Source organism: Jiulongibacter sp. NS-SX5 (genome assembly GCF_052828545.1).
This window is the reverse complement of record NZ_CM128248.1, coordinates 3369186-3392612: the sequence shown is the minus strand read 5'-3', so window position 1 is coordinate 3392612 and position 23427 is coordinate 3369186. Positions and strand designations below refer to the sequence as shown.

Annotated in this window: 18 protein-coding genes and 1 tRNA gene; 10 read left to right on the top strand and 9 right to left on the bottom strand. The window is 41.2% G+C overall.

The window, feature by feature from the left end; genetic code table 11:
• Positions 1-158 precede the first annotated feature (158 nt).
• A complete protein-coding gene (locus ACUXV0_RS14955) occupies positions 159-1334 on the bottom strand; it encodes an AIR synthase related protein (RefSeq protein WP_446190372.1) in 1176 nt (391 codons plus the stop codon).
• 64 nt (positions 1335-1398) lie between these two features.
• Positions 1399-1779: a diacylglycerol kinase family protein gene (locus ACUXV0_RS14950; protein ID WP_446190371.1), complete on the bottom strand. Its 381-nt coding sequence runs from the start codon at positions 1777-1779 to the stop codon at positions 1399-1401.
• A 268-nt stretch (positions 1780-2047) separates the two neighbouring features.
• Here ACUXV0_RS14950 and ACUXV0_RS14945 point away from each other — a divergent pair, with 268 nt between their 5' ends.
• The 8 genes from ACUXV0_RS14945 to ACUXV0_RS14910 all read left to right on the top strand — a co-directional run bounded on the left by ACUXV0_RS14945 (position 2048) and on the right by ACUXV0_RS14910 (position 8947).
• Positions 2048-2563 (top strand): acyl-CoA thioesterase, encoded by a 516-nt coding sequence (locus ACUXV0_RS14945; RefSeq protein WP_446190370.1) that lies wholly within the window; start codon positions 2048-2050, stop codon positions 2561-2563.
• 56 nt (positions 2564-2619) lie between these two features.
• Positions 2620-2691, top strand: a tRNA-Arg gene (locus tag ACUXV0_RS14940).
• Positions 2692-3151: 460 nt separating this feature from the next.
• On the top strand, positions 3152-4369 hold the full coding sequence (locus ACUXV0_RS14935; protein WP_446190369.1) for a GTP-binding protein: 1218 nt from the start codon (positions 3152-3154) through the stop codon (positions 4367-4369).
• A gap of 6 nt (positions 4370-4375) precedes the next feature.
• Positions 4376-4990, top strand: coding sequence for an ABC transporter ATP-binding protein (locus tag ACUXV0_RS14930; protein ID WP_446190368.1), 615 nt, complete (start codon positions 4376-4378; stop codon positions 4988-4990).
• Between the two features lie 56 nt (positions 4991-5046).
• A complete protein-coding gene (locus ACUXV0_RS14925; protein ID WP_446190367.1) occupies positions 5047-6366 on the top strand; it encodes an ABC transporter permease in 1320 nt (439 codons plus the stop codon).
• On the top strand, positions 6359-6889 hold the full coding sequence (locus ACUXV0_RS14920) for a DUF3299 domain-containing protein (protein WP_446190366.1): 531 nt from the start codon (positions 6359-6361) through the stop codon (positions 6887-6889). Before ACUXV0_RS14925 ends, ACUXV0_RS14920 begins: the two co-directional genes overlap by 8 nt.
• A 51-nt stretch (positions 6890-6940) precedes the next feature.
• On the top strand, positions 6941-7300 hold the full coding sequence (locus ACUXV0_RS14915; protein WP_446190365.1) for a MerC domain-containing protein: 360 nt from the start codon (positions 6941-6943) through the stop codon (positions 7298-7300).
• 285 nt (positions 7301-7585) lie between these two features.
• Entirely contained in the window at positions 7586-8947 is a 1362-nt protein-coding gene (locus ACUXV0_RS14910; RefSeq protein WP_446190364.1) for a glycoside hydrolase family 88/105 protein, read from the top strand.
• A 387-nt stretch (positions 8948-9334) separates the two neighbouring features.
• Here ACUXV0_RS14910 and ACUXV0_RS14905 read toward each other — a convergent pair whose 3' ends face one another.
• The 5 genes from ACUXV0_RS14905 to ACUXV0_RS14885 form a co-directional block, all read right to left on the bottom strand.
• Positions 9335-10408, bottom strand: a complete 1074-nt coding sequence (locus ACUXV0_RS14905) for an alkaline phosphatase family protein (protein ID WP_446190363.1) — start codon at positions 10406-10408, stop codon at positions 9335-9337.
• The gene (locus tag ACUXV0_RS14900; RefSeq protein ID WP_446190362.1) at positions 10401-10937 is read right to left on the bottom strand and encodes an HDIG domain-containing metalloprotein; all 537 of its coding nucleotides are present in this window, start codon (positions 10935-10937) and stop codon (positions 10401-10403) included. The genes ACUXV0_RS14905 and ACUXV0_RS14900 overlap by 8 nt, the downstream gene beginning before the upstream one ends.
• Before the next feature lie 79 nt (positions 10938-11016).
• Positions 11017-13266 (bottom strand): DUF7133 domain-containing protein, encoded by a 2250-nt coding sequence (locus tag ACUXV0_RS14895; RefSeq protein WP_446190361.1) that lies wholly within the window; start codon positions 13264-13266, stop codon positions 11017-11019.
• Between the two features lie 172 nt (positions 13267-13438).
• Entirely contained in the window at positions 13439-16684 is a 3246-nt protein-coding gene (locus ACUXV0_RS14890) for a glycosyl hydrolase (RefSeq protein ID WP_446190360.1), read from the bottom strand.
• 49 nt (positions 16685-16733) lie between these two features.
• Entirely contained in the window at positions 16734-17516 is a 783-nt protein-coding gene (locus tag ACUXV0_RS14885) for an NIPSNAP family protein (RefSeq protein ID WP_446190359.1), read from the bottom strand.
• 208 nt (positions 17517-17724) lie between these two features.
• On the opposite strand from ACUXV0_RS14885, the gene ACUXV0_RS14880 reads away from it, so the two are divergent.
• On the top strand, positions 17725-18771 hold the full coding sequence (locus tag ACUXV0_RS14880; RefSeq protein ID WP_446190358.1) for a 3-coathanger stack domain-containing protein: 1047 nt from the start codon (positions 17725-17727) through the stop codon (positions 18769-18771).
• Positions 18772-18811: 40 nt separating this feature from the next.
• On the top strand, positions 18812-21337 hold the full coding sequence (locus ACUXV0_RS14875) for a hypothetical protein (protein ID WP_446190357.1): 2526 nt from the start codon (positions 18812-18814) through the stop codon (positions 21335-21337).
• A gap of 101 nt (positions 21338-21438) precedes the next feature.
• Here ACUXV0_RS14875 and ACUXV0_RS14870 read toward each other — a convergent pair whose 3' ends face one another.
• Together ACUXV0_RS14870 and ACUXV0_RS14865 are read right to left on the bottom strand one after the other, a co-directional pair.
• The gene (locus ACUXV0_RS14870) at positions 21439-22155 is read right to left on the bottom strand and encodes a GDSL-type esterase/lipase family protein (RefSeq protein WP_446190356.1); all 717 of its coding nucleotides are present in this window, start codon (positions 22153-22155) and stop codon (positions 21439-21441) included.
• A gap of 9 nt (positions 22156-22164) precedes the next feature.
• Positions 22165-23355 (bottom strand): MFS transporter, encoded by a 1191-nt coding sequence (locus ACUXV0_RS14865; protein WP_446190355.1) that lies wholly within the window; start codon positions 23353-23355, stop codon positions 22165-22167.
• Positions 23356-23427: the final 72 nt, after the last annotated feature.

Here is a 23427-nt window from a genome sequence, read left to right as displayed (position 1 = left end):
ATACTATGCCTTAATGCTAAAATCAGTCGACAAAATGACCAATTACCCCATTCTTTAAACAGAAAACTTCTTTGACCGTATCAATCTAAAATTTCTTAAAACCAGTGTTTTCTAAATATGGAATTTTGGGAAAGTAGTTTCCTCAAAATTCCCCAGATTTAGGAATACTCATACGTGCCAAACTCACTCTTTATCGTCAATTTCTTCTCCTCAGAGCTTTCTACTCTACCGACAATCTGAGCATCAATATTGTACGATTTTGAGATGTCAATGACTTGCTGAGCAAACTCCTCTGGTAGATAGACTTCAAGTCTATGGCCCATATTGAAGACTTTGTACATCTCTTTCCAGTCTGTTTTACTTTCCTCTTGAATCAGCTTAAACAATGGAGGAATTGGAAAGAGATTATCTTTGATCACATGGACATTATCTACAAAGTGTAGGACCTTGGTCTGTGCACCACCGCTGCAGTGAACCATTCCATGAATCTGAGATCTTAATTTATCAAGTAGCTCCTTAGCTACCGGTGCATAAGTTCTGGTAGGCGAAAGAATCAATTTCCCTGCTGAAACCTGTTGCCCATCACCTATTTCTATTTTCTCTGTCAGTAACTTACTACCTGAATAGACTAAAGAGCTATGGATATCTGGATCAAAACTCTCTGTATACTTCTCAGCATACGAATGATCAAGCACATCATGACGAGCAGAAGTTAAACCATTGCTCCCCATACCGCCGTTATATTCACTCTCGTAAGTCGCTTGCCCGTAAGAAGCCAAGCCTACGATCATATCACCTGGCTTGATATTGTCATTTGAAATTACATCGGCACGCTTCATTCTTCCAATAACTGTGGTATTGACAGTGATTGTTCTTACCAGGTCTCCTACATCTGCCGTTTCTCCACCTGTACTGTAAATCTCCACACCATTTTTACGAAGCATTTGAAGAACCTCCTCGCTCCCATTGATCAAAGCTGCCAACACTTCACCCGGAATTTTATTCTTATTTCTGTCAATAGAAGATGACATCAATATAGGACCCGTAGCACCTACGCAAAGTAGATCATCAGTATTCATGATAATGCTATCCTGAGCTATTCCTTTCCAAACACTGAGGTCACCGGTTTCTTTCCAATAAAGATATGCCAGTGAAGTTTTAGTACCTGCTCCGTCAGCATGCATGATATTGCAATATTCGGGATCGCCGGCTAAGGTATCTGGAGATATTTTACAGAAAGCCTTCGGGAATAATCCTTTATCTAAATTCTCAATAGCCTTGTGAACATCTTCTTTGGAGGCAGAAACACCCCTTTGCATATATCTTTCAGACATGCCAGTTTCGGTAGTTTTGATTCGGCGGCAAAGGTAGGCATTTTTGGCAATGCATATCTCGATTTTACACCAAGAAGAAGTCTAAGAAGAGATTCATAATCCGTGGACCGAAAACAAAAAAGGCTACGACTACGCTTCCTGCAGCCGTTAATAAGACTCCGGCGGCAGCAATATCTTTGATGTCTTCAATTTGCTTTAAGCGATCTTTGCTAACCAAATCACAAAGTTTTTCAATTGCCGTATTAAAGGCTTCAGCAGTAAAAACAGCAGCTATGCTGATGCAAACCATTAACCATTCCAATCTTTGTAGTTCAAAGAAAACACTGACTATAACCACCAGAACTGCAGCTAAGGCATGAAACTGAAAATTATTCTCAGACCTCAGCAATTTGACAAAGCCGGTACCGGCAAAGCCAAAACTCTTAAGCATCTTCTTTAAATTCATAATGAGATGGTGTTTTAACGAATATCAGCAATAGTCGCCCAAATTTCAATTTTGAGGTGGAGATAAAAAATGGCCCTGCCGAACGATTCGTGGCAAGGCCTATGGATTTAGGGGTTTTATGCTCTTTGGGTTAGTAAGGAAAGTTGCACTGATCAGTCGCTTCAGTTTTAAGACGGCTTTCATTTCAATGGTCACACGTATTTTGAAAAAAAATTGAAAAGCAGACTCCGAATTAAAGTTTTAGCTTTGCAAAAAACGAAATCAACAAATGCCAAAAGCCAAAAACGTAGCAGAGAGTCTTTCCATAAAATCGGAGATGATCATGCCCAACGATACCAATACCTTAGGCAACCTTATGGGTGGAAACCTGATGAGAATGGTGGATGTTATCGGTGCTATAGCCGCTCAAAAGCATTCCAATAGAATAGTGGTAACGGCTTCCATAGATAATGTGTCTTTCAGCAATGCCGTACCTCTGGGAGACGTTGTGACGCTTGAAGCAAAAGTCACCCGAGCTTTCAATACCTCTATGGAGGTGGTGGTAACGGTATATTCTGAAAATATACCTGCCGGCACACGTATACAAACCAATCAGGCATTTCTGACATTTGTGGCAGTAGACCAAAGTGGCAGACCAATAGAAATAGCCGAGGCTATTCCGGAAACAGAGGAAGAAAAAGAATTTTATAATGCCGCATTACGCAGAAGGCAATTGAGGCTTATACTGGCTGGTAGAATGAAGCCCAATGATGCCACCGAGCTGAAGGCACTTTTTGATTTATAAAAGAGTTTAAATGACAGTATAGCCGGCAAAGCTCTTATTTTTGCACGCAGCCTTATGGCCCCGTAGTTTAATGGATAGAACGAAGGTTTCCGGTACCTTTGGTGGGGGTTCGATTCCCTCCGGGGCTACTTTTTGAGTCTTGATACTTCATCAAGGGCAGTCAATGAATATGACAGAACGGACTTTACCTTGTATATAGGATGTTTAGCAAACATTTAATACCTCACTAATCTACCTGTTTTCAAATTGGCCTATAAGGCATACCCTACTCTACATTAAAAAAGTTTGCACGGTTAAAATTGAGATCAATTGAACCACGCATCACAAAACACCTCCCAAAACTCCAACCTTTAGCTGTTTCTGATTCAAGAGGAATCAATCTACACCGTATCATCAAGTAATTTTAAGCATATATTTTATGCAACATAGTTGCATCTAAGATAGGTATGCCTTTATATTTGCAACGTTGTTGCATTTAGTAAAAAGATCATAAAGAATATTGCCTCTCAGCTTATTCTCTCATTTTCTTCTCACAGTAAAGCACCTTAATTCTCTGATTTTGAATAGCCCGACTTAACATTAGCATATATGATAACTGAAAGAAAACTTCCCGTAACAGTCCTATCTGGTTTTTTAGGTGCTGGTAAAACCACCTTGCTAAATCACGTACTTCATAATAAGGAGGGACTGAAAGTGGCAGTAATTGTCAATGACATGAGTGAAGTGAATATTGACGCCCAATTGGTAAGCAAAGAAAATACACTTTCCCGGACTGAAGAAAAGTTAGTAGAAATGAGCAACGGCTGTATCTGCTGCACCCTACGTGAAGACCTTATGGTTGAAGTTGAAAAATTAGCCAAAGAGAATCGATTTGATTATTTGCTGATAGAGTCTACAGGTATTTCAGAACCTGTTCCTGTGGCACAAACTTTCAGCTTTGTAGACGACGAAAACGGCATTGACCTTTCAAAATGGTCCTATATTGACTGTATGGTGACTGTAGTAGATGCCGCTAACTTTGGTAGAGATTTTGGATCAAACGAAACCATCTGGTCAAAAAAACTAAACGATGACCCGAGTGATCAACGAACCATTGTGAACCTCTTAACCGACCAGGTAGAATTTGCTGACGTTATCATTTTAAATAAAACAGACCTGGTAAGCCCTTTCAAACTTGCAGAACTAAAAGCAGTGATTAAGTCGCTTAATCCGGTAGCTAAGATTATAGAATCGTCATTCTCCAATGTTCCTTATCAGGAAATCATCAATACTGGGCTTTTTGATTATGCCAAAGCAGAAAGCTCGGCAGGGTGGATTCAGGAATTAGCCAACCGAGACAAAGGCTTAGCACATACACCAGAAACAGAAGAATACGGCATCGGCAGCTTTGTCTTTAGAAACAAAAGGCCTTTTCATCCGGAGAGATTCTGGAACTACATCGGGAATGATTGGCCGAGTGGGGTTATCAGATCAAAGGGACTTTTCTGGCTGGCTTCAAGACCAGACTCAGCCCTGAACTGGAGCCAGGCTGGCGGTTCGTTAAGGGCTGAAAACGCCGGAGTCTGGTGGGCCAGTATGCCATTTAACCAGCGTAGCCAGTACCTTGCGTTTATTGAAAATCAGGAGAGAATAGATAGTGGCTGGGACAAAAGGTTTGGCGACCGCATGAATGAACTGGTGCTTATAGGTCAAGATCTGGAGCCTGCACAAATGTCCAAAGAACTAATGGACTGTCTTTGTACCGAAAAGGAGATAGAACAAATGGAAAAGGGTTTTAACTTTAAAGATCCATTTCCTGTAATGTAGAAAACAATGGTATTAACGAAAGAGCTAACATTTACTTATCCTAATATTGATTTCCATTTCCCTGATATCACCTGCCCTGCTGGGGAGGTTTTGATCATCTCAGGCAAATCTGGCAAAGGAAAAACCACACTTCTCCACCTTTTAGGAGGCCTACTAAGACCAAAGTCTGGAAGTGTTGTTATTGGAGATACGGATATCACCGGTTTATCTGATAGAGGACTTGATCAATTCAGGGGTGATCATATCGGTATTATTTTTCAGCAGTCTCATTATATAGCTGCCCTAACTGTTCTGGAAAACTTGGAGTTGGTGGCAAACCAAAGCCATAAAAATACTGATTTTCAGAGCTTACTTGACGCTTTGGACATGGGAGATACTGCTTCTAAATTACCAGAGAATCTTAGTTTGGGGCAGCAGCAGCGATTGTCAATTGCCCGGTCATTAATCAATAACCCTCTGCTTCTTTTGGCAGATGAACCTACATCAAGCCTCGACGATGAAAACTGTGATGCTGTAGCTCAATTATTAAAAGCTCAGGCAGAGGAGAAGGAAGCATCCTTGATTATTGTGACGCATGACCAACGACTCAAAGACATCTTTCCGAATCACATTGAATTATAACATCGGCTGGATAGAAAAATCCATTGTGATCATTTAAAACATTAATGAAGAAAAACATGAAAATGTTAAAACTGGCCTGGAAGAATATTCTCTATAAACCTCTGAGTAGTATCCTATGTTGGATAGGCTTATTTATTGGTGTAGGTATTATCTCGGCTTTGCTCATTTTTCAAGAGAACTTTGAAAAGCAATTCTCCCGAAACATCGATGATATAGACATGGTGATCGGTGCTAAAGGTAGTCCGCTGCAATTGATTCTTTCGGCTGTATTTCATATTGATTCTCCTACCGGGAATATTTCAGAAAAAGAAGCCTCCAGATGGATGAAACATCCTTTGGTAGAAAAGGCAATTCCGCTGGCTTATGGAGACTCGTATTCAGGCACACCCATAGTTGGCACCAATCAGGAATTTCTAAGTCATTATTCCAGCGAACTTGAAAGCGGTGAAAGTTTTGAGCATAATTTTGATGTAGTGCTCGGTAGCAGCATTGCAAAGAAATACAAGCTGAATATTGGTAATGAATTTTTCAGCAGTCATGGGAATGATGAATATGGGGAGGAACATACCAATCAGGCCTACACGGTTACGGGGATACTAAAAGCCAATGGTACTGTTCTAGATAACCTGATCGTCAGCAATATCGAAAGTGTGCGTCAAATTCATGACCACGGCGAAGAAGAACATATAGACCGATTGGCTGAAATAGAACAAGCCGATTCTCATGAAGAAGAACATCATGAACATGGGGAAGATGATCATGATCACGGAGAAGAGGGTCATTCGCACGCAGAAGAGGATGAACATGCAGAACACGATCATGCCGAAAACGATGAATTGACTGCGGTACTCATCAAATTCAGAAGTCCGATGGGTTTGGTGCAGATCCCAAGACAAGTCAATGAACAATCTTCTTTAATGGCAGCAGTACCAGCCATAGAAGTCAATCGTTTGTTTACGCTGTTCGGTGTGGGCATTGCCGTTTTGAGAAATGTAGGGGCTGGAATCATTTTACTCTCAGCTATGATCATTTTTGTTTCGCTCTATAACTCACTCAAAGAAAGAAAGTACGAGCTGGCACTCATGAGAGCTGTAGGAATTTCCAGACTTCGCATCCTATGGTCGCTTCTGGTAGAAGGACTGGTTTTAAGTATTGCCGGTATTGCGACCGGTCTACTTCTGAGCCGTGTGGCCCTGGCTTCATTAAGTACCACTCTGGAAAACAATTACTCTTTAAGATGGGCTCAATTATGGAAACTAATGCCTGGCGAGCCTTTGCTCATTTTCGGTGCTTTGCTTATCGGTTTACTGGCAGCACTCATTCCAGGCTTAAGAATTTGGTCATTAAATATTTCAAAAACACTGGCACATGGATAATGGAATTTCAAGGATAGGAATCGTACTGCTAAGCTTATTAGCTCTCAATACTTTCAGTTCGTTTATGGGGATCAACACTCTTGAAAACAGATTCCAGAATGATTTGGAGCTTGAGATTTCAAGTGATAAAAATGCCAGCCTGAAAGGCTTAAAAATCACATGGAACCAGCTGAGAGATCTGACTTTCAAACCAAAATACAATAAGGAATACCGTCAATTAATCCCCTACCCGATTTTCGGAGAAAGCATTAAAAAGCTGGAAGGTAAGAGAGTTTCAATTACCGGTTATATGGTACCCATGGACATCAAAGCCGGTTTATATGCGGTTTCAAGATTCAATTATTCCTCCTGCTTTTTTTGTGGCGGAGCTGGTGAAGAATCTGTGATCTCTTTGAAGTTCAAAAGCACACCGCGTCGTTTCAAAATTGATGAATACTGCACCATTGAAGGTACGCTTGAGCTGAATGCTGATAACCTCGATGACTTCATCTACATCTTTCAAGACGCTGAGGAAATCAAATAAATCATTTCAATAACGGCTTTAGATGACAAAAGCCTTGTACAATAGCACCACATGAAATCTAAAAGTTTAGATATTTTAGGTATTTCGGCGGCCACTTTATGTCTGCTTCACTGCCTCTTATTTCCCTTCTTGTTTATTGTTCCGATGAGGGTTTCGCATAACCCTTTTGTAGATCTTGTTTTTTTACTGATTGGTATTTTTTCAGTCTACCGATTGACTAAAAACATGGAGTTTGGACTGATAAAAGCTCTTTTCTGGATCGGCATTAGCATCATATTGATCTCCATTGTTTTACAGATTTTACTCTTTATTCATACACCATTGATCTATATAGGTGCTACCACATTAATCATCACCCACGTGGTGCATTACGCTAATCATTCACATGGCAACCAGGCCAATCCTTTATAATTGAATGAGAATTCCATATTACCGAAAGAATACTCGAAAATGAATAAAGAATACTATTGAAAGAGCTGGTAGAAATCAGCAAGACAAACCTACCCACTTTACTAATTAGAGAGTTTGACCTTATCGTTAAGGTATTTAGTATTCATGCAAAAAAAAGGTTCGGTTAGCTCTTTTACTATCGGATCGACATCGATAAGATTGCTACTTCTTAACTATGCCACCACGGTACGGGATAGTTCATTTTATCCAATGGGCTACATTCGGGCATTCAACCTTAATTAACGAATGAATACTCTTACTAAAATAGCCCTCCTGCTACTCATTGGTATAAATACCACCCTGGCACAACGAAACGTGACCAACGCGAATGACTCCAACACGCCTCTACACTTGTTAAAACCAGACTACCCGGTTCCATATGGAATTCCGGCCAAAGAAGAAGTCAAAAATGCTCTTGACAGGATTCTTCATTATCTCGAAGAGGCGACGCCGTACGCGTTGGAGAATGCCCAAACACATGAAAAAGTAACCGACTACTCTAAAATTAACGAACAAACAGAGCTGTTGAAAGGTGATTTCAGGATTGTAAGCTATGAATGGGGTGTTACCTACGGTGCAATGCAAAATGCAGCTCAGGTTACCGGAGATCAGGCCTATGCAAACTACGCCAACGAGCGACTGAAGTTTATTGCCGAAGTAACGCCATTTTATGCTGCCAATGCAGCAAAAGGCACCAACTGGGCTGATCAAGGTCCGTTTAGAGGACTCTTAAATCCACATGCACTCGATGACTGTGGAGCTATGTGTACTGCTATGATCAAAGCCAAACTCAATGGAGCCAAGGCAAATTTTGACCCTTTGATTAAAACACATATTGATTATATCTTAAACAAAGAACATCGATTATCAGATGGCACTTTGGCCAGAAATAGACCACAACCAAACACACTCTGGCTAGACGATATGTTTATGGGTTTGCCAGCTATTGCCCAAATGGGCAAAATGACCGGCGATAAGAAATATTACGATGAGATAACCAAACAGATTGGTCTTTTCGCCCATAAAATGTTCAATAAAGACCGAAGCATTTTTATGCATGGCTGGGTGGAAGGTATGGAGCCTCACCCAGAGTTTCATTGGGGTAGAGCTAACGGATGGGCACTGTTAACCTTGACAGAGGTGCTTGATGTTCTTCCAAAGTCCCACCCAGATTATGAGCATGTTTTAGCCTTGTATAGAGACCATGCAAAAGGGCTTTTGCAATACCAATCGGGTTCGGGTTTCTGGCATCAATTATTAGATAAATCAGATTCCTATTTAGAAACTTCTGCTACCGCAATTTATACCTATTGCTTCGCAAGAGGAGTCAATAACGGCTGGCTAGATGCCAAAGCTTTTACTCCGGCTGCCTTGTTAGGCTGGAATGCAACCAGCACAAAAATTACTCAAAAAGGTCAGGTGGATGGTACATGCGTGGGCACAGGTATGGCCTTTGATCCTGCATTTTACTACCACAGACCTATCAGTCCGTACGCCGCCCATGCTTATGGCCCGGCCATTCTCGCAGGCTCAGAAGTTTATAAACTTCTGTCAGATTTTAATCTCGAAATCAACGATAGTTCGGTTCAGGTTCTAGGAAGAAAATAAGCCTCATCCGAGGACTAAACGCAGAGGAATTCAGTCGTAGGATGAATACAAGTGTAAAGTCCCGAAGAATTAGTCATTGGACGAAGGCTTTTGTTTCCGTGGTTATTCGTCCGATGATAGCAACTTTCATCCAACGACTGAAGGCGGAAGAACACGGTAATCGGATGAATAAATGCGAAAGTCCTCGAAAAAAATAGTCATTGGATGAAGCCTTTACTTTCGTGGTTATTCGTCCGATGACACGAGCTTCATCCAACGACTAAACGCGGAAGAACTCGGTCGTCGGATGAATAAATACCGGAAAGTCCTCGAAAAAAATAGTCATTGGACGAAGCCTTTACTCCGGTGGTTATTCGTCAGATGACTAATCATCCGATGACAAAAGCACTACTTCACAACCAGATCAAGTGGTTTACCTATCTCATGACCATTCGTGAATGTTTCTCCGAGTAGTTTTGCTATCGTAGCAGCTATTTGATTTTGATGATCCTGATGATCGAAATTTATTTCACCATTCGCTGGAGTGTCTGGCCCAATAACAGCATACCAAATAGAACCACAATCTGGAACACGAGAGCCATGACTTGTCCATTGACTAATATCAGCATCTCCTCTACCGTGATCGGTAGTAATTAAAATAGTGGTCTTGTCCTTATAATCAGGATGACTTTGGCAATAATCCCATAGCTGACCTATATAGCTATCAATGGTGTCGATAGCATAAAGATACTCTCTGTATTTAGCCTCATGGGCAAACTCATCGGTTTCATCAAAGCCGATATAAAGTACTTTGGGAGATTTAGTCTTGAGGTAATCAAAAGCCCTGTAAAAAGTCAAAAAATCAAATCTACCGCTGGCCAGACTAGGCACAGTATGCTCTATTTCATCCAATAGCTTTTCTTCCAGAGTATTGGTAAGGGTATTGAAAGTACCTGCCGCACTTACCGGCAAACCACTCCTTTTGTCATTGATGATATAAGGAAAAACATCCCATGTACAGAAAGCGGCAACACTGCCTTTATATTTTTCCTGATTATTCAGATACTCTAAAAAAGTGGTGTTCTTGTTGTAATTCTTATCATTAGAATCCACGGCTTCATCAGGGTAACCAGTCAATATTTCATTATAACCCGGGTAGGAGAAACCATACTTGTTTTTGATATCCACCTTACTTCCCAGATCACGATTCCCGACGATTATACCTTCTTCTTTGATCAAGGTCCAGAGAAAGGGCATGAGCATTTCACGACGAACTTCCGCAGATTCATTCCAGAACTGTCTCTCCACAGAAGAAATATTTTCGGTGTAGTCCTCGTCATGGAGTATACGTTGATCAGCACCTTTGAAAACTTCCTGCCAGCGAACACCGTCTAAAGTAATCAGAATTACATTTTCAGTTTTTTGAGCCGCCAGGCTTACCGAAAAAATCAGAATCAAAAAGATAGTTTTCAGACTACGCATATTCCAGGTTTAATAGCTCTTCAATTTCTTTAAAAACCAGATGCATATTACTTCTGGTTGGTTCTATTTCTAAGGGTGTGGCATCCCATTCTCTAAGCGACATCACTTCATGAAAATAAGGTATCATTTCAAAAGCTCGGGCCTGCGATTCAATCATTGCACCTCCTTCCATCTGGCCCTTTCCTAATTTCCTGATATCCGTTCCGTTCTTGTAAAGATCATAGCGTTTAGCATTCTCATGATGTGTGACTAAAGCTACCACTTTTCCCGGAAAGCCAACACTATGAAGCCATTCTCCACCTATAAAATCATGATCTGTCAGATCGGCTTCTTCATTTCTACCATTGAGAAGATGACCGATATCGTGAAGAAATGCAGCAACCCTTTCTTCAAGATCAGCTTCATCAAAACGGGCATTCTGATAAGTCGCCAGAGCGTGTTGTAACTGTGTTCCATCGCTTTCGGGACACAATTGTAAACCACGATTCAAATACAAATCTTTAAGAAAATCAACAGTAGATGTCTGCAAAACCTAAAAGTCTGATATCTCAAAAATACCTTCTGACCTTTAAGTCTGTTTAACCTCAAAATTAACTAAGCGTTAAGGCTTATTTCTCAAATCGGTTTTCAAGCAATTCTTTCTCAGAGTACACACCATTGACCGGCGGCTCCTGACGAAGTTTTGCCACCTCTTCTACAGAGATGCGTTTACCTTGTTTAGCGTATGCATTTTGAAGGAAATGCGTTATGTCTACCACATCCTGATCTGTGATATCCGGATTATTGATCAAGCCCGGCATATCATTATTGAGCTCGTAAAGTTTACCACCTACATGAAGCGGTCCGCTGATACCATGAAGAATGATGGAAGCTAAACGTTGTATTGATCCATCGATATATTCAGAATTTGTCAATGGAGGAGCCAGACCGGCTATACCTGAGCCATCAGCCCCATGACACGCCCCACAGATCGTTCTGAATAATTTAAGTCCATTGGTACGCGTATCATCTTTGCCAGACTCACGAACAAAAATGGAATTCATCTTCTCGTCATCTCTACTCTCAATAGCCTTTTTAATATTTCTTTTCAGCCTTCCAGTAGTTTTATATTCATCCATAAAACGCTTTTCAAGACCTCCAATACTACTTACGATGGCTTCAGACACCACTTTATCTCTTGAATGCTTCTTCCCGATTTCGGCTAAAATTGGTAAATAAATATCCGGCGATACCTGTACCCATGGCTGTAAAGAAATTGCCACGTAGAGATCTAAAAACTCATTTTCTTCGGCTAAAACAGAATTGATAATTCCAGCCATTTCTGATGAATTGCTAACCGAAGCAAACCCTTCAAAAAGTCTTAAAACATGAGCCATTTTCTCATCATTACTGGTGGCCTCAAGAATTTCTTTGAGTAAATCAAAGGATAGCAAATCAAGACCCTCTAAGGTATATAAGGCATGTAGAGAGCCAAGAGGTTTTGCGTCTGACTTTGCTAAAGCAATCAAATCTTTTTGAACAGATTTTGAGTCCTTCTGAATCAACTTTTGCTGAGCACGATCTCTAACAAAACCATTTGGATGACTCAATAAACTCACCAGCTCTTTCTTTTTCGCTTTAGCAAAATTCGGGTAGGCATTCAGAGGTTTATCCTTATGAATTACCTTTAGGATTCTTCCTTGATTCTGCATAGTGTCCAACTGCTTTTCAGCAAGAAGCTTGGTCAAATATTGAGATATAAATGCTTTGTGCTGAATAATTCCGCGATGCATATCTACAATATACATAGCACCATCAGGGCCATTGAAAAGATTAACAGGTCTGAAGCCCTCATCTGTAGAAGCAATAAACTCCTTATCATCCCAAGCTTGCTCAGCTTCTGTTTCAGTAGGTAAAAACGTTAGAATATTTCTCTTAATAAGATTGGCCTCCGGAACACTCACAAAAACATTCTGATCATAATCCGCAGGAAAGTTAGCCCCTCTGTAGACCAATGGGCCACAAGAAGCGGTCACATTTACCAGGTACCCTTTCTCATCCAAAACACCATCCATGTAACCACGGTTTACTGCTGTGGCATGAAGAGGGTATACTCGCTGGTTACGTGTCAAAGTCTGATTGACAGATGAGCTTGGCTTAAAGTATTCATTTCTGATTAATGTATTCGGCAATACATGATCTCCCTGCAGCTGGGTAGAGTTATTATTGACATATAATCTACCAAAGTTATCTTTTGTTATACCCCACTGCCCACGGTAAGAGCTTGGCTCTTTTAACCATTCTCCGTCTTTCAGTCGATATCTGAAGTTGGTGTTGGCATTATATATCCAGTTGTCTATGTTAAGCATCAAACCATTAGGCTGGTGCTCCACATTTCCACCATCGGCATAAATTGGGTCTACCAAAACAGGCTTTCCTGGCTTATCATTTTTCTTGATTTTGACAAAATATAAAGCCGGGCCATCTGTGTACAATAAGCCGCCATAAGCATGAGCAATGGCTCTAGGTAAAACCAGCTCATCTAAAAAGACTTTAGAGTGGTCTATCTTACCATCATTATCTAAATCCTCTAAGATAGTGATTCGGCCATTGGGTACCTCTTCACCTATCCCTTCGAGGTTCGGCATATACCCTCTCATCTCTACCACCCACATTCTTCCTCTATCATCAAAATCCATGGCCACGGGTGCCGAAAAATGAGGCTCCGATGCTATGATACTGAGCTCAAAACCATCTTCAACCACGTATGAATCTAAGGAAAGATCTGGCTCAAAAAAGTCGGACTGAGAGCTGAAAGAAAAAATAAAAGACGAAAAAACCAGAACAAGTATAAACTTACCCCAATTAGAAAACTTCATTAATCAATGTGCTTTTTTGTTGAATAAACTTGGCAAATATAGGTTGTGAAATATGGATAATAGTACCACATTCTATCACTTCCTAAATTGAGAGGGCGAATCTCCGAATTGCGAAGCAAACCTTCTCTATATGAGTCAATAACGTATCAGAATCCCTCAAAATTCAATCAAATCACATCTTCTTTTTAAGAATAACCGAACCTATAATACCTGAATCTTCTAAAGGAGAATTTTCTCTGTAAAACGGCATAGTGGTAAAGGTTTCCTTTTCATCCCTTTTTTTAGAGGCGTCGCCTACCAATTTATTGACCCAAGAATTGGTAACGTGAATCTCTAATTGGTTTTCACCTTTTTTCAATGCGGTTGTCAAATCAATTTGATAAGGCTTATGCCAAATCACACCTAGTGACTTCCCATTTAATTTTACCTCGGCCAGATTGCTCAATGATTCAATTTCCAATACATAAGACTCACCCTTTTTAATAGCTTTACTTTGGTCGAAAGAAATACGATAAATAGCAGTACCAGAGAAATGCTTTGTTAATTCAGACTCTGCCCAAGATACCAATTCTTCCATTTCATGAGTTTCGCCATCAAACTCTACCTGCCAGATACCTTCAATCTCTTTTTCATCCACCACTTTTAATGATTCTACATAGAAATTATCAGTACTTGATTCCCCTTCAAAAACTATGAAATATGCTCCCCAAGGATCAAATGAAACAGGCACTTCTGTACGTCCATTTTTGATTGAATAACTGAGCGTCTTTACCGAACCATCCTCGGCATTCCAAAGCTTAGGCACTTTGCCGCCTACATTAAAACTGGCAATAGCAGTCGTACTTTCATGGCTTCTATTATTCAACCAGTAAATGTCTTTCTGATCAGATTTTCTGTGTCTGAAAAGAATCTCATTAGAAGTGCCTTCAAATGTTACATCCGGATTTAAACCCAAGTCCTCCAGTTTGACCATTTTTCCTGCTACACTGGCTGCTAACTTTTTAAACTCCTCACTATCATCTGAAAGGCTTGGCGAGAATTCAGGTGCCGTACCTGCGATTTTAACGCCGGCTTTCTGTAGTTCAGCAATTTTTTGAAGGACTGGAAGCGTCATCTCTCTTGCACTTTCATCGAGCACCAAGGCCTTATATTCTGCACCGGAAGGTGCTATCAAAAGTCCATTTTGAGATGAAATATTCTCTTTCAAAATTGAAGCGTTCACAAAATCAAACTCCAGGCCATTTGGCAAAGTCGGAAGGGACTCGCGACATACCCAGGTGATATTTGTATTCTCACCATAGTAGTACAGTATATCGGCAACATTCTTGCCTTGCTGCATCATGTAGCTACTTCTACCGAGGTAACCTATCCATGCCTGTGCACCAGCACCACTCCAGGTTTCTAAACGTGAAAAATACTGACCGAATGGCCCAAGTGAGAAGCCTGGACCTCTATCTAAGGGCTGATGTACTGAAGTGTGAATCACAAAACGATTCAGCCCTGAAGCTAATTCTAAATCGGCGGTTCTTTTGAGTACTTCAGGATGTTCTTGAAATGATTTCCTTACGGAAGTCATAGATTCGGCTGCCACGTAAGGTTTGCCAAAAATATGAGCTACTGAAGCGGCTTCACGAATATCAGCCTCGCTTCTCACCTCTTCATCTGGTCCGGGAGCCAGTGAACCCGGAGTCCACATGGCTGACATAGGAATGTCTGCCTTTTTCTTTACATCCATACCATCCGCCAGGAAAATACGCTTGTTTTCATGAGATTCTGTGTAGCGTTTCATTCCTCTCTTATGTAGCTCCTCACCTATGACTTCATAATGATTTTCCACAATCATCTCCCCTATGGTTTTTCTAAAATCCCATAGGAATTTCTCACTCTCGGCTGTTGAATTCACCACTCTACCCGTAAGAACTGGAGTCCATTTGGCAATGGGGTATCCTCTTCTTGATTCAAACTCATCGGCAAAGTCATGCGTCCAGTTCATATGACCAGCCTCATAACTATCCAAGATCATGAAGCCAAGTCCGTTTGCTCCCAATTGGTCACCCGTGGCATCCTTATATTGATCTAAATAGTTATTGATATACCTCCTTACGGCATCTTCATCCAATTTATCAACCTCTAGTCCAGTAGCCTCAGGCGAGGCAGGGTGATTCTCTCTTCCTGTAAGGGAATACCCCAAACGCATCACCTCCCATGTTCCTTCTGGAGCTTCCCAATTCAAAAAACCATTCGAGAAATTAGCGGTAAGGTCAATAACATCCTCTGACAATATGGACTCTTCATTGGCATAGCCATCTACTAAACCTACCTCAGTCCAAGGACTAAAACCAGCCTTGTCTTCTATCTGATCTATTCTTGTAGTATTGAAGAGAATAAATTCTGCTACTTTCGTTCCTTTTGGTTTACCAGGGCCCATTCCCATCATGGCGAGCATTGGGTTTACGGTAGGCTCCAAGGTTTCAAAACACATTCTCCAGTACTTGGCAGTGGTAGGCGGTATAGCCACAGTGTTTAAAGGAACATAACTTCCAGAAAGCTTCACGACCTCCCTAAAGTTTACACCATCATCAGACACTTTCAGTGATCGATTTAACGGCACGCCGTTAAACTGAGCCAATGGATCATCGGCAGATCCGGCTACGGCAAAAGCTTTAAACGTCTGTGGCGAATCAAATGCATACTGAATGAACATATCTTCCCCTACCTCCATAGCCGGCAGCTCGTGATACTCATTGAGCTTTCCATCAGTTAAAAAACCAGTATCAAAATCACCTCCACTTAAGGTTATCTTTGGAGAAAAGAGCATCATATTTTTCTCTTTCTCCGGAAGTTTGTAAGCGATAATATATGCATCCTGATAATACTCCGGCACTTCCTTTTTCTCGTTAGAACCGAGGATAGACTCTTCCGTTTTATTAGCATCAAGATATGCACCTGTGGCTGCAGGAGGAAGCGGCAGCTCGATTGATACTTTTCTGCCACCAGAGAGCTGAGTTAAAGACCAGGTAATCTTCTTCATACCGTCTTCAGGCTTTACCCAGGGGCCACCTGTTACACTCCAGCCGGGAGAGCCGGCAATGGCCATTTCTAAACCTTTTTCTGAGGCTAAATCTGTCGTGTATTTAAACGCCTCTTTCCACTCAGGAGTCATGTAGACCAGCTTTGGGTTAACCACAGATGGAGTCATAAGATTTGCATCGAAATTCTGAAAGCCGCCAATTCCAGTGGCCTCCATCCATTCCAGATCGTTCTTTATTCCATCTTTCGTAACATTCCCGTTCATCCAATGCCACCATACACGTGGCTTAGCTTCGTTTGTAGGGTTCTCAAAATCAGAGATATTCTGAGCTTGAGATAAGGATACCACCAAACAGGCCTGCAATAGCAGAATTGCTTTTCTTTTCATTCGTTTCAATAGGTTAAAATTATTCTAAAAGGGGTTTTATTCTTAGAGTTTAGATATCAGAATACTCTGTAGGGTAGAGATAATACTGCGTATTCTTTGATACATTATTCTGATAATTCGGGTCATTTTTGAGCTTTGTCCAAACCGGGGAATCCACAAACTTCTTCCAATGTGCATCTCTATCGGCTCTATTCTCAAAAGTGGTCATGTACATCAGATTTGGCATATGGCTTCCACTTATCACTTCACCATAAAAAACAGCGTTGAAATCCAGATCACTAAAGAGAGCTACTTCGCCACCGGCATTAAACATATCTACCTTATTGACATACTTTTTCTCGGTAGGACCTTCATAGCTTCTTAGTTCGTAAAAACGTTCAGACTTTGGTCCGTTAAGCTTTGGCAAATTCATTTGCGGAGCATCCACAAAAGCTCTTAAAATAATCGACTCAATTCTATCAAAGGGAGCCTTATCATGCGGAGCATTGATATAGGCAGCTCCAGCTTTCTGATAAATCTGATCACTGGCAAGCTTCTCTTCAATCTCAAGCACCTGATCCATAGAAGTCAACGGAACTAGCACATAAATTTTCTTACCCGCGTCATCTGTTTCAGTTCTTGGTTTCAGCACTCCCACACTTTCTATTCCTTGTCTGTGCAATGCCGGCAGATAAGCATGTTCCAGGTATTGATCAATGACTTTTTCTTGCTCAGAAGAGCTTATTGAGTAAATCTTAATTTGATAGAAGTCTCTGGCAAAAGCCTTAAATGAGCTAATTAATGCAAAACAAAGTGCTAGAGTCAGCACCGCTAAATGGTTGGTCTTTTTCATACAGGGTTGGTTATTAATAATTAGTGGCCACAATTTAAATGAGAAAACCGACTAAACCATACCATTCTTACCCTGTTAAAAGAGGATAGTCGACCAATTTCTAATCTTCAGGTTTTTACAAAGCCAACTAAAGAAGTCTCAGATAAAAAAATCTTCATTCAATGTTAACCTGTAGACCTAAGAGAACACTAAGGGTAAAGCCTCTGCTATGAAAAAAACAATATTACTCTTATTCCTAAGCTATCTAAGTTTTGCTCAATGTCACCCTGGTGATGTAGGTGTACTTACCAGCTTTTATAATACTACAAATGGTAGCTCCTGGTTTAACGATGATGGATGGGACAAAATCCTCAACTTCTTTAATCAACCCGGTAGCAATCCCTGTAGTTATGCCGGAGTAACCGGTATTTCTGCCGAAATAGTTGGAGGCTTCTACAGGGTAACCAAAATCAACTTGCAGCAGAACAACTTAACAGGAAGCCTACCAACCACACTTGGTGGCCTTACTCAGCTCAAAGAAATTCGGCTACAGAATAATAATCTAGGGGGTAGTATTCCTTCTTCTATTGGCGACCTGAGTAATCTAACGACCATTGAGCTCTACAATAATGATTTGACCGGATCTATTCCCTCTTCAATCGGGGGTGTACTCACCTTAACTAAATTAAGTTTACAACTTAACCATCTCACAGGCTCTATACCCTCAAGCTTTGAAAACCTTTCAAACCTCAAGTATCTACTACTTTATAATAATGAATTGGAAGGTCCTTTGCCCGATATTTTTGATGGCTTAACAAGTCTGGAGCAATTCAATGCTCAGAGTAATCAGATTTCAGGAACTATTCCTCCATCGTTAGGCAGCTTGCCCGCTATCAACCAATTACAATTAGGAAATAATGAACTGGAGGGCTGTTTTGACGCTAACCTTAGCAGCTTATGTGCACTTAGGGGGACGATTCGGTGGAATATTTTTCCGGGTAACACCGATTTGATAAATCCTTTTGAACAATTCTGCGATACCGGCCTGGGTGAATGTATATGCCCTACCATGATCTTATTAGAAAGTACAGTTGATGATATTGCTTCAGGCACTGAGATTTATGAAGCTCATCAAAGCACAGGGTATATCACAGCCAGTAACCAGATCGGGACCACTGCAGATGTCAGATATGCAGCTTCTCATATCCATTTAAACCCGGGATTCTCCACTGAAACAGGTGCTGTTTTTAAAGCCGAAACCGGAGGATGTAATTGAGGCCCGAACAAAATATCCATTTTATCAAATGCTTAGCAAAATGACATTCAAGAAACTTCTGATATCAACTCTATTCTTCTGTCTTACTTTGGTTAGCTGCGAAAAAGACCGCAATGATCCAGTAGCTGAGCCTCTGAATGATTGTCAACCGATTGAAGTAATCAACAAATCTGTTTTTCCTTCGGACTCGATTTTCTTGAGCTTACCACAGGGACTTCCGGCAAATGACATCCGGGTAGACTTTTTGATGAATGAGACACCTACCGATGCATTCATGATGATAGAGTTAGACTCTGCTAACAGACCTTATTTGATTGCTCCATTTAATTTTTCCGATCCTTTATCCGCTGGAGAAATTGGCCTTCAATTTTCAAAAAATGAGACAGTACTCAACTGCCAGGATATCCTCATCAGCATCAAAGAATTACCCAAAGCAGATGGATATTTAGAAAATGTAGTGACACGGCTCATTCAAATGATTGATAAGCGAATTCGATTTTTAGGCTATCAACCAGAAGACGTCAAAGGCGACCTGAATAACCTCAGTGCTGAGCTATTACCCTTTGCCCTTTCCTATGCCTTACTGGAAGGTGAAGAGGCCAATTTTTCAGTTCACAAACTATTGAACTCAGAAGAGCCTCTGATTGAGGGCAGTATATCTAACGAGGCCACCATTGACCTTACGAACCGTCTGCTGGCTCATGTAGGATTTAAAGAATTACTGGTAGACGAATTTGACGATAAAGCCATCAGAAAAAGACCTGGTGGCGTAATGGCCAAAGGCTGCGAAGGGCTAACTCCTGAAGAAATAGGAAGACAGATGCGGATAGCTGCTGATGCCTTTAAATATCTGGATTCAAACCCAAAAACTGGTCATAAAAAAGGGGTGAGACTCCAAAAAACTTCAGATGCATTAATCCTTTCAGGTTTTGTGCCGGCCCTGGGAGGACTATCAGGAGCTACCGGTGCATTGGTGTTTGCCTATAAAAAAGTGTATGAGGGTTTGTATCAAACTAATTTTACAAGCTTCAGTGGCTTCAATTATCAAATAGACAGCACGGCTTTGCTGGAAGAGCTCGCCTGTGATCCACTTCGATATGAAAAAGCCACGGTTACAGTCAAAACCAAAGGATGGAGCCTAGACCGCACCATTTGGGAAACTGTTTTTCAGGCTGGAGGACTAGCCGCCTCAAAAATCCAATTCAAAGAAACTGGTGTTAAGCATATAAATGCAACACGTGATAATGCCTTCAATATCACCACTGCTTTTACGGGTAAGCAGCTTGATAACCTTGCCGGCTCCGGGCATTTAGATGGTGAAACGTTTAAAGTTGAACCAAAGTCGTGTCTGGTACCTATCAATGACTATAAATACTTATATGCAAAACTGACAGGTGAAGCCTTTGAATTAAAAGGAAACGAAGGCTATGTGTACCCGAGAAAAACCGGCGAAGCCGGCCTTGAAGTAGGTTTACGGTCTGCGTTCTTTGCCGGAAATACGGCCAAAAAATCCACTGCCCTTAAAATAAAGCCGGTTCAAATCAATACAGACCCATCTGGTTCGGTTAATGTTACTCCCGGAGAATCTCTACCTGTGAAAGTGCTCCTCAATGATGCTTTTGAGAAAAACATTAAAGCCGAAGCTGATGAAGGTTCTGTGCAAATGCTCAATTTTGAGAGCGACGGAACACCCTTTGCCGGAGTGCAAAACCTACTGCACCTCACCCCGAAAGACGAAAGCAAATACCCTTACATATTAACAGTAGAACACCTCTCAAATCGATGTATCAGAGGATCTGAGTTTGCTGAGAGAAGGCTGAAAACATTACAGATAAAAAGTGGAGTGACGGTAGAAATTTTCTCTGACGACTTCGGCTGCCTAGAAACAGGAGACAAACGACTTTTTCAGGCTTTGGTCTCTGACCAAAACAAAACTGTTACCTGGCAAGCCTTCAATGAAACTAACGAAAATGTGGCCATCGGAGTCAATGGAGAGTTTACCGCTCCGGAAGAGAACGGAACATACCTGATTATAGCTACCTCAGAAGCGGACCCTACGGCCAGCGACACTACTTTCCTGGAAGTAGGCAATTGCTACTGCAATTGGAATGTAGTTATTGGCGGTAAAGCTTTTGTGGGCAATGAAGCCAATTTCAATGAAACAAGTTTCCCCGGAAAAGTTACAGTCGAATTATCGAATGACAGTAATGCCGACGTATTTTTCAATTTGATTTTTAACCTTTCCGATTTGCCAGTTTCCGGCACCAGATTCAGCACAAAGTTAGTTCAGGATAAAGGAAATGAAGGCGAATGGCTCGTGATTGGTCAGTCGCCTAATATCATTTATAACGCACCTGCAGGTCTTGATGCTGAAGATAAGCCCAGCCCTTCACCCACAAACCTTATAATGGATTTGAGCTTAAGAGGTACCACTCTCAAAGGTCACATTACAGGAAATATCATTCAGACTTCTTCTGTTTCGGGAGCCCAGTCTTCACAACCTATTGAAATTCAATTTCAAGCCGAAGAGCTGAACCCCGCAGAAGGGCTTTGGGGATGTGATTGATGGGAGAACTTTAATCTGGAAAAGTATTTCTAAAATTCAAGACCATTGAGTGTTCAAACCACAAATGCCCTTCTTTCAAAAAATCAAAGCACAATAAAACCCTACCTCAAAGCCTCCAATACCACATTTTCCATAATAGCGTAGCCTTTTAGGGTAGGATGAACGCCGTCTTTGGCGATTTCCTCATCCAGGCCATTCGCAGGGTTTTTCATTGCAGTATGGTAGTCAATGTACTTAAGGCCACGTTCTTGAGCCATTTTTTGAAGATGTTCATTAAGTTCAACAATTTGAGCAGAGCGATCTCCGAGTTTCATTCTCCATGAAAACTTGGTAGCCGGGAGTACACTGGCCAGCAATACTTCTATGTCATTTTGCACAGCAATATCAACCATTGACGCTATATTATTGACCGTATTTTCCAGAACGTAAGGACCGGTATTCTCAGCAATATCATTGGTGCCAATATGTATGATCACCTTCTCAGGTTTTAAATTCACCACATCTTGTCTGAAACGGATGAGCAGTTGAGAAGATGTCTGCCCACTGATTCCACGACCCACAAATTCATTCTCATTGAAAAACTCTGGTCTTACTCTATACCAGCCTTCAGTGATTGAATTGCCCAGAAATACTACCTTCTGCGGCTCACCATGAAGAGCAGCATTGGCTTCCTGATATTTACTTAAATAGCCGTAATCCTGAGTCTTACGCATGGCAGACTCTATTTCATAATCAGAATATTTAGGTTTGGTATTTTTCTCTTGAGCCTGTGTGCTCAATGAAGCTGCCAGAAGCACAGCAATTACTAGTAATCTCATCGATAGGGTTTAATTATTCGATGACAATTTAAACGAAAAAATACAAGTTAACACAGCCAGTGCCGAGGCAACCCATAAAAACGCAGACGGATCTACCGAGTCTGACAATAAGCCCGCCACTGCAGGCACCATCACTCCTCCTACGATCTCCCCCACTCCAGTGATAAGGCCGATGGCCTTGGCTCTTAGTCTTTCTGGTACAGCTTCCGAGGGAATCACGGCTGCAGCTATAGGAATAACACCCATCATAAAATAGGTTAGAAAAATAACTGGTAGCTGAGCTCCGGATCCACTCAAAAAATAAACCGAAACCGGATATAAGGCTCCAATCAAGCTAAAAATGAAGATGATTTTCTTTCTCCCGAATTTATCAGAAAGAGCTGGCACCAGGATTGAGGAAATTAAACCAGCCACTCCAAGAAGGCTCATAGTTTTACCCATTTCATCTCCGCTCATGCCTTGCTCATTTACAAAATAATTAGAGATAAAAGGAAGCGTAGCAAACCACCATCCGAACACCGTGCAGCTGATCACCATGCCCCATCTGATATTAGAATAACTCAAAAGCTCTTTAAGGTTCAGTCCTTTATCTTCTTCAGATGTAGCAACGCTCTCGGCTGTAGTTTTACGAATCAAAAACCATGAAAGCAAACCCATCAATAAACCCGGTGCTCCTGCAATATAGAAGGCAGATCGCCAGCCCATGTTTTCAGCAATTTGCACCAAAATTACCGGAGCCAAAATAGAACCAAAAAGAGCAGAACCTACGGCTTGTAAAAGGCCTGTATTTAAGCCCAATCTACCTGGAGATGACTCTCTTTCTACAAAGTTCTGAGCCAGCGGAATCACCGGCCCTTCTGCCAAACCCATGACCATGCGGGCTATTAGAAGGCCGGTAAAACTCATGGCCAGACCTGAACCAAACGAACAAAATGAGAAGACAAATACAGCGGTCACAAATACAGCCTTCTTCTTATTATTGGCTTCTGCCCAAGCCGTAGAAAAGAAGCTGGAAAACGCCCATGCTAAGGACAATACTCCTGCCAGTAGGCCAATTTGCGTATTGTTCAGCTGAAGATCTTCTGATACATAAGGCATCAAAAAGTTTAGAGAAAGGCGGTCGAAAAACAAACAACCGAAAGTGAGAGCCATCAACAGCACCACCCGGTTTTCATAGGTGAAAAGTCCTTTTTTCATCATCTGATTTTAATTCAATAGGTTCAAGTATTTCACTTGGAAAGTATAGAATAAAATTAAGTTATTTTTATCCTA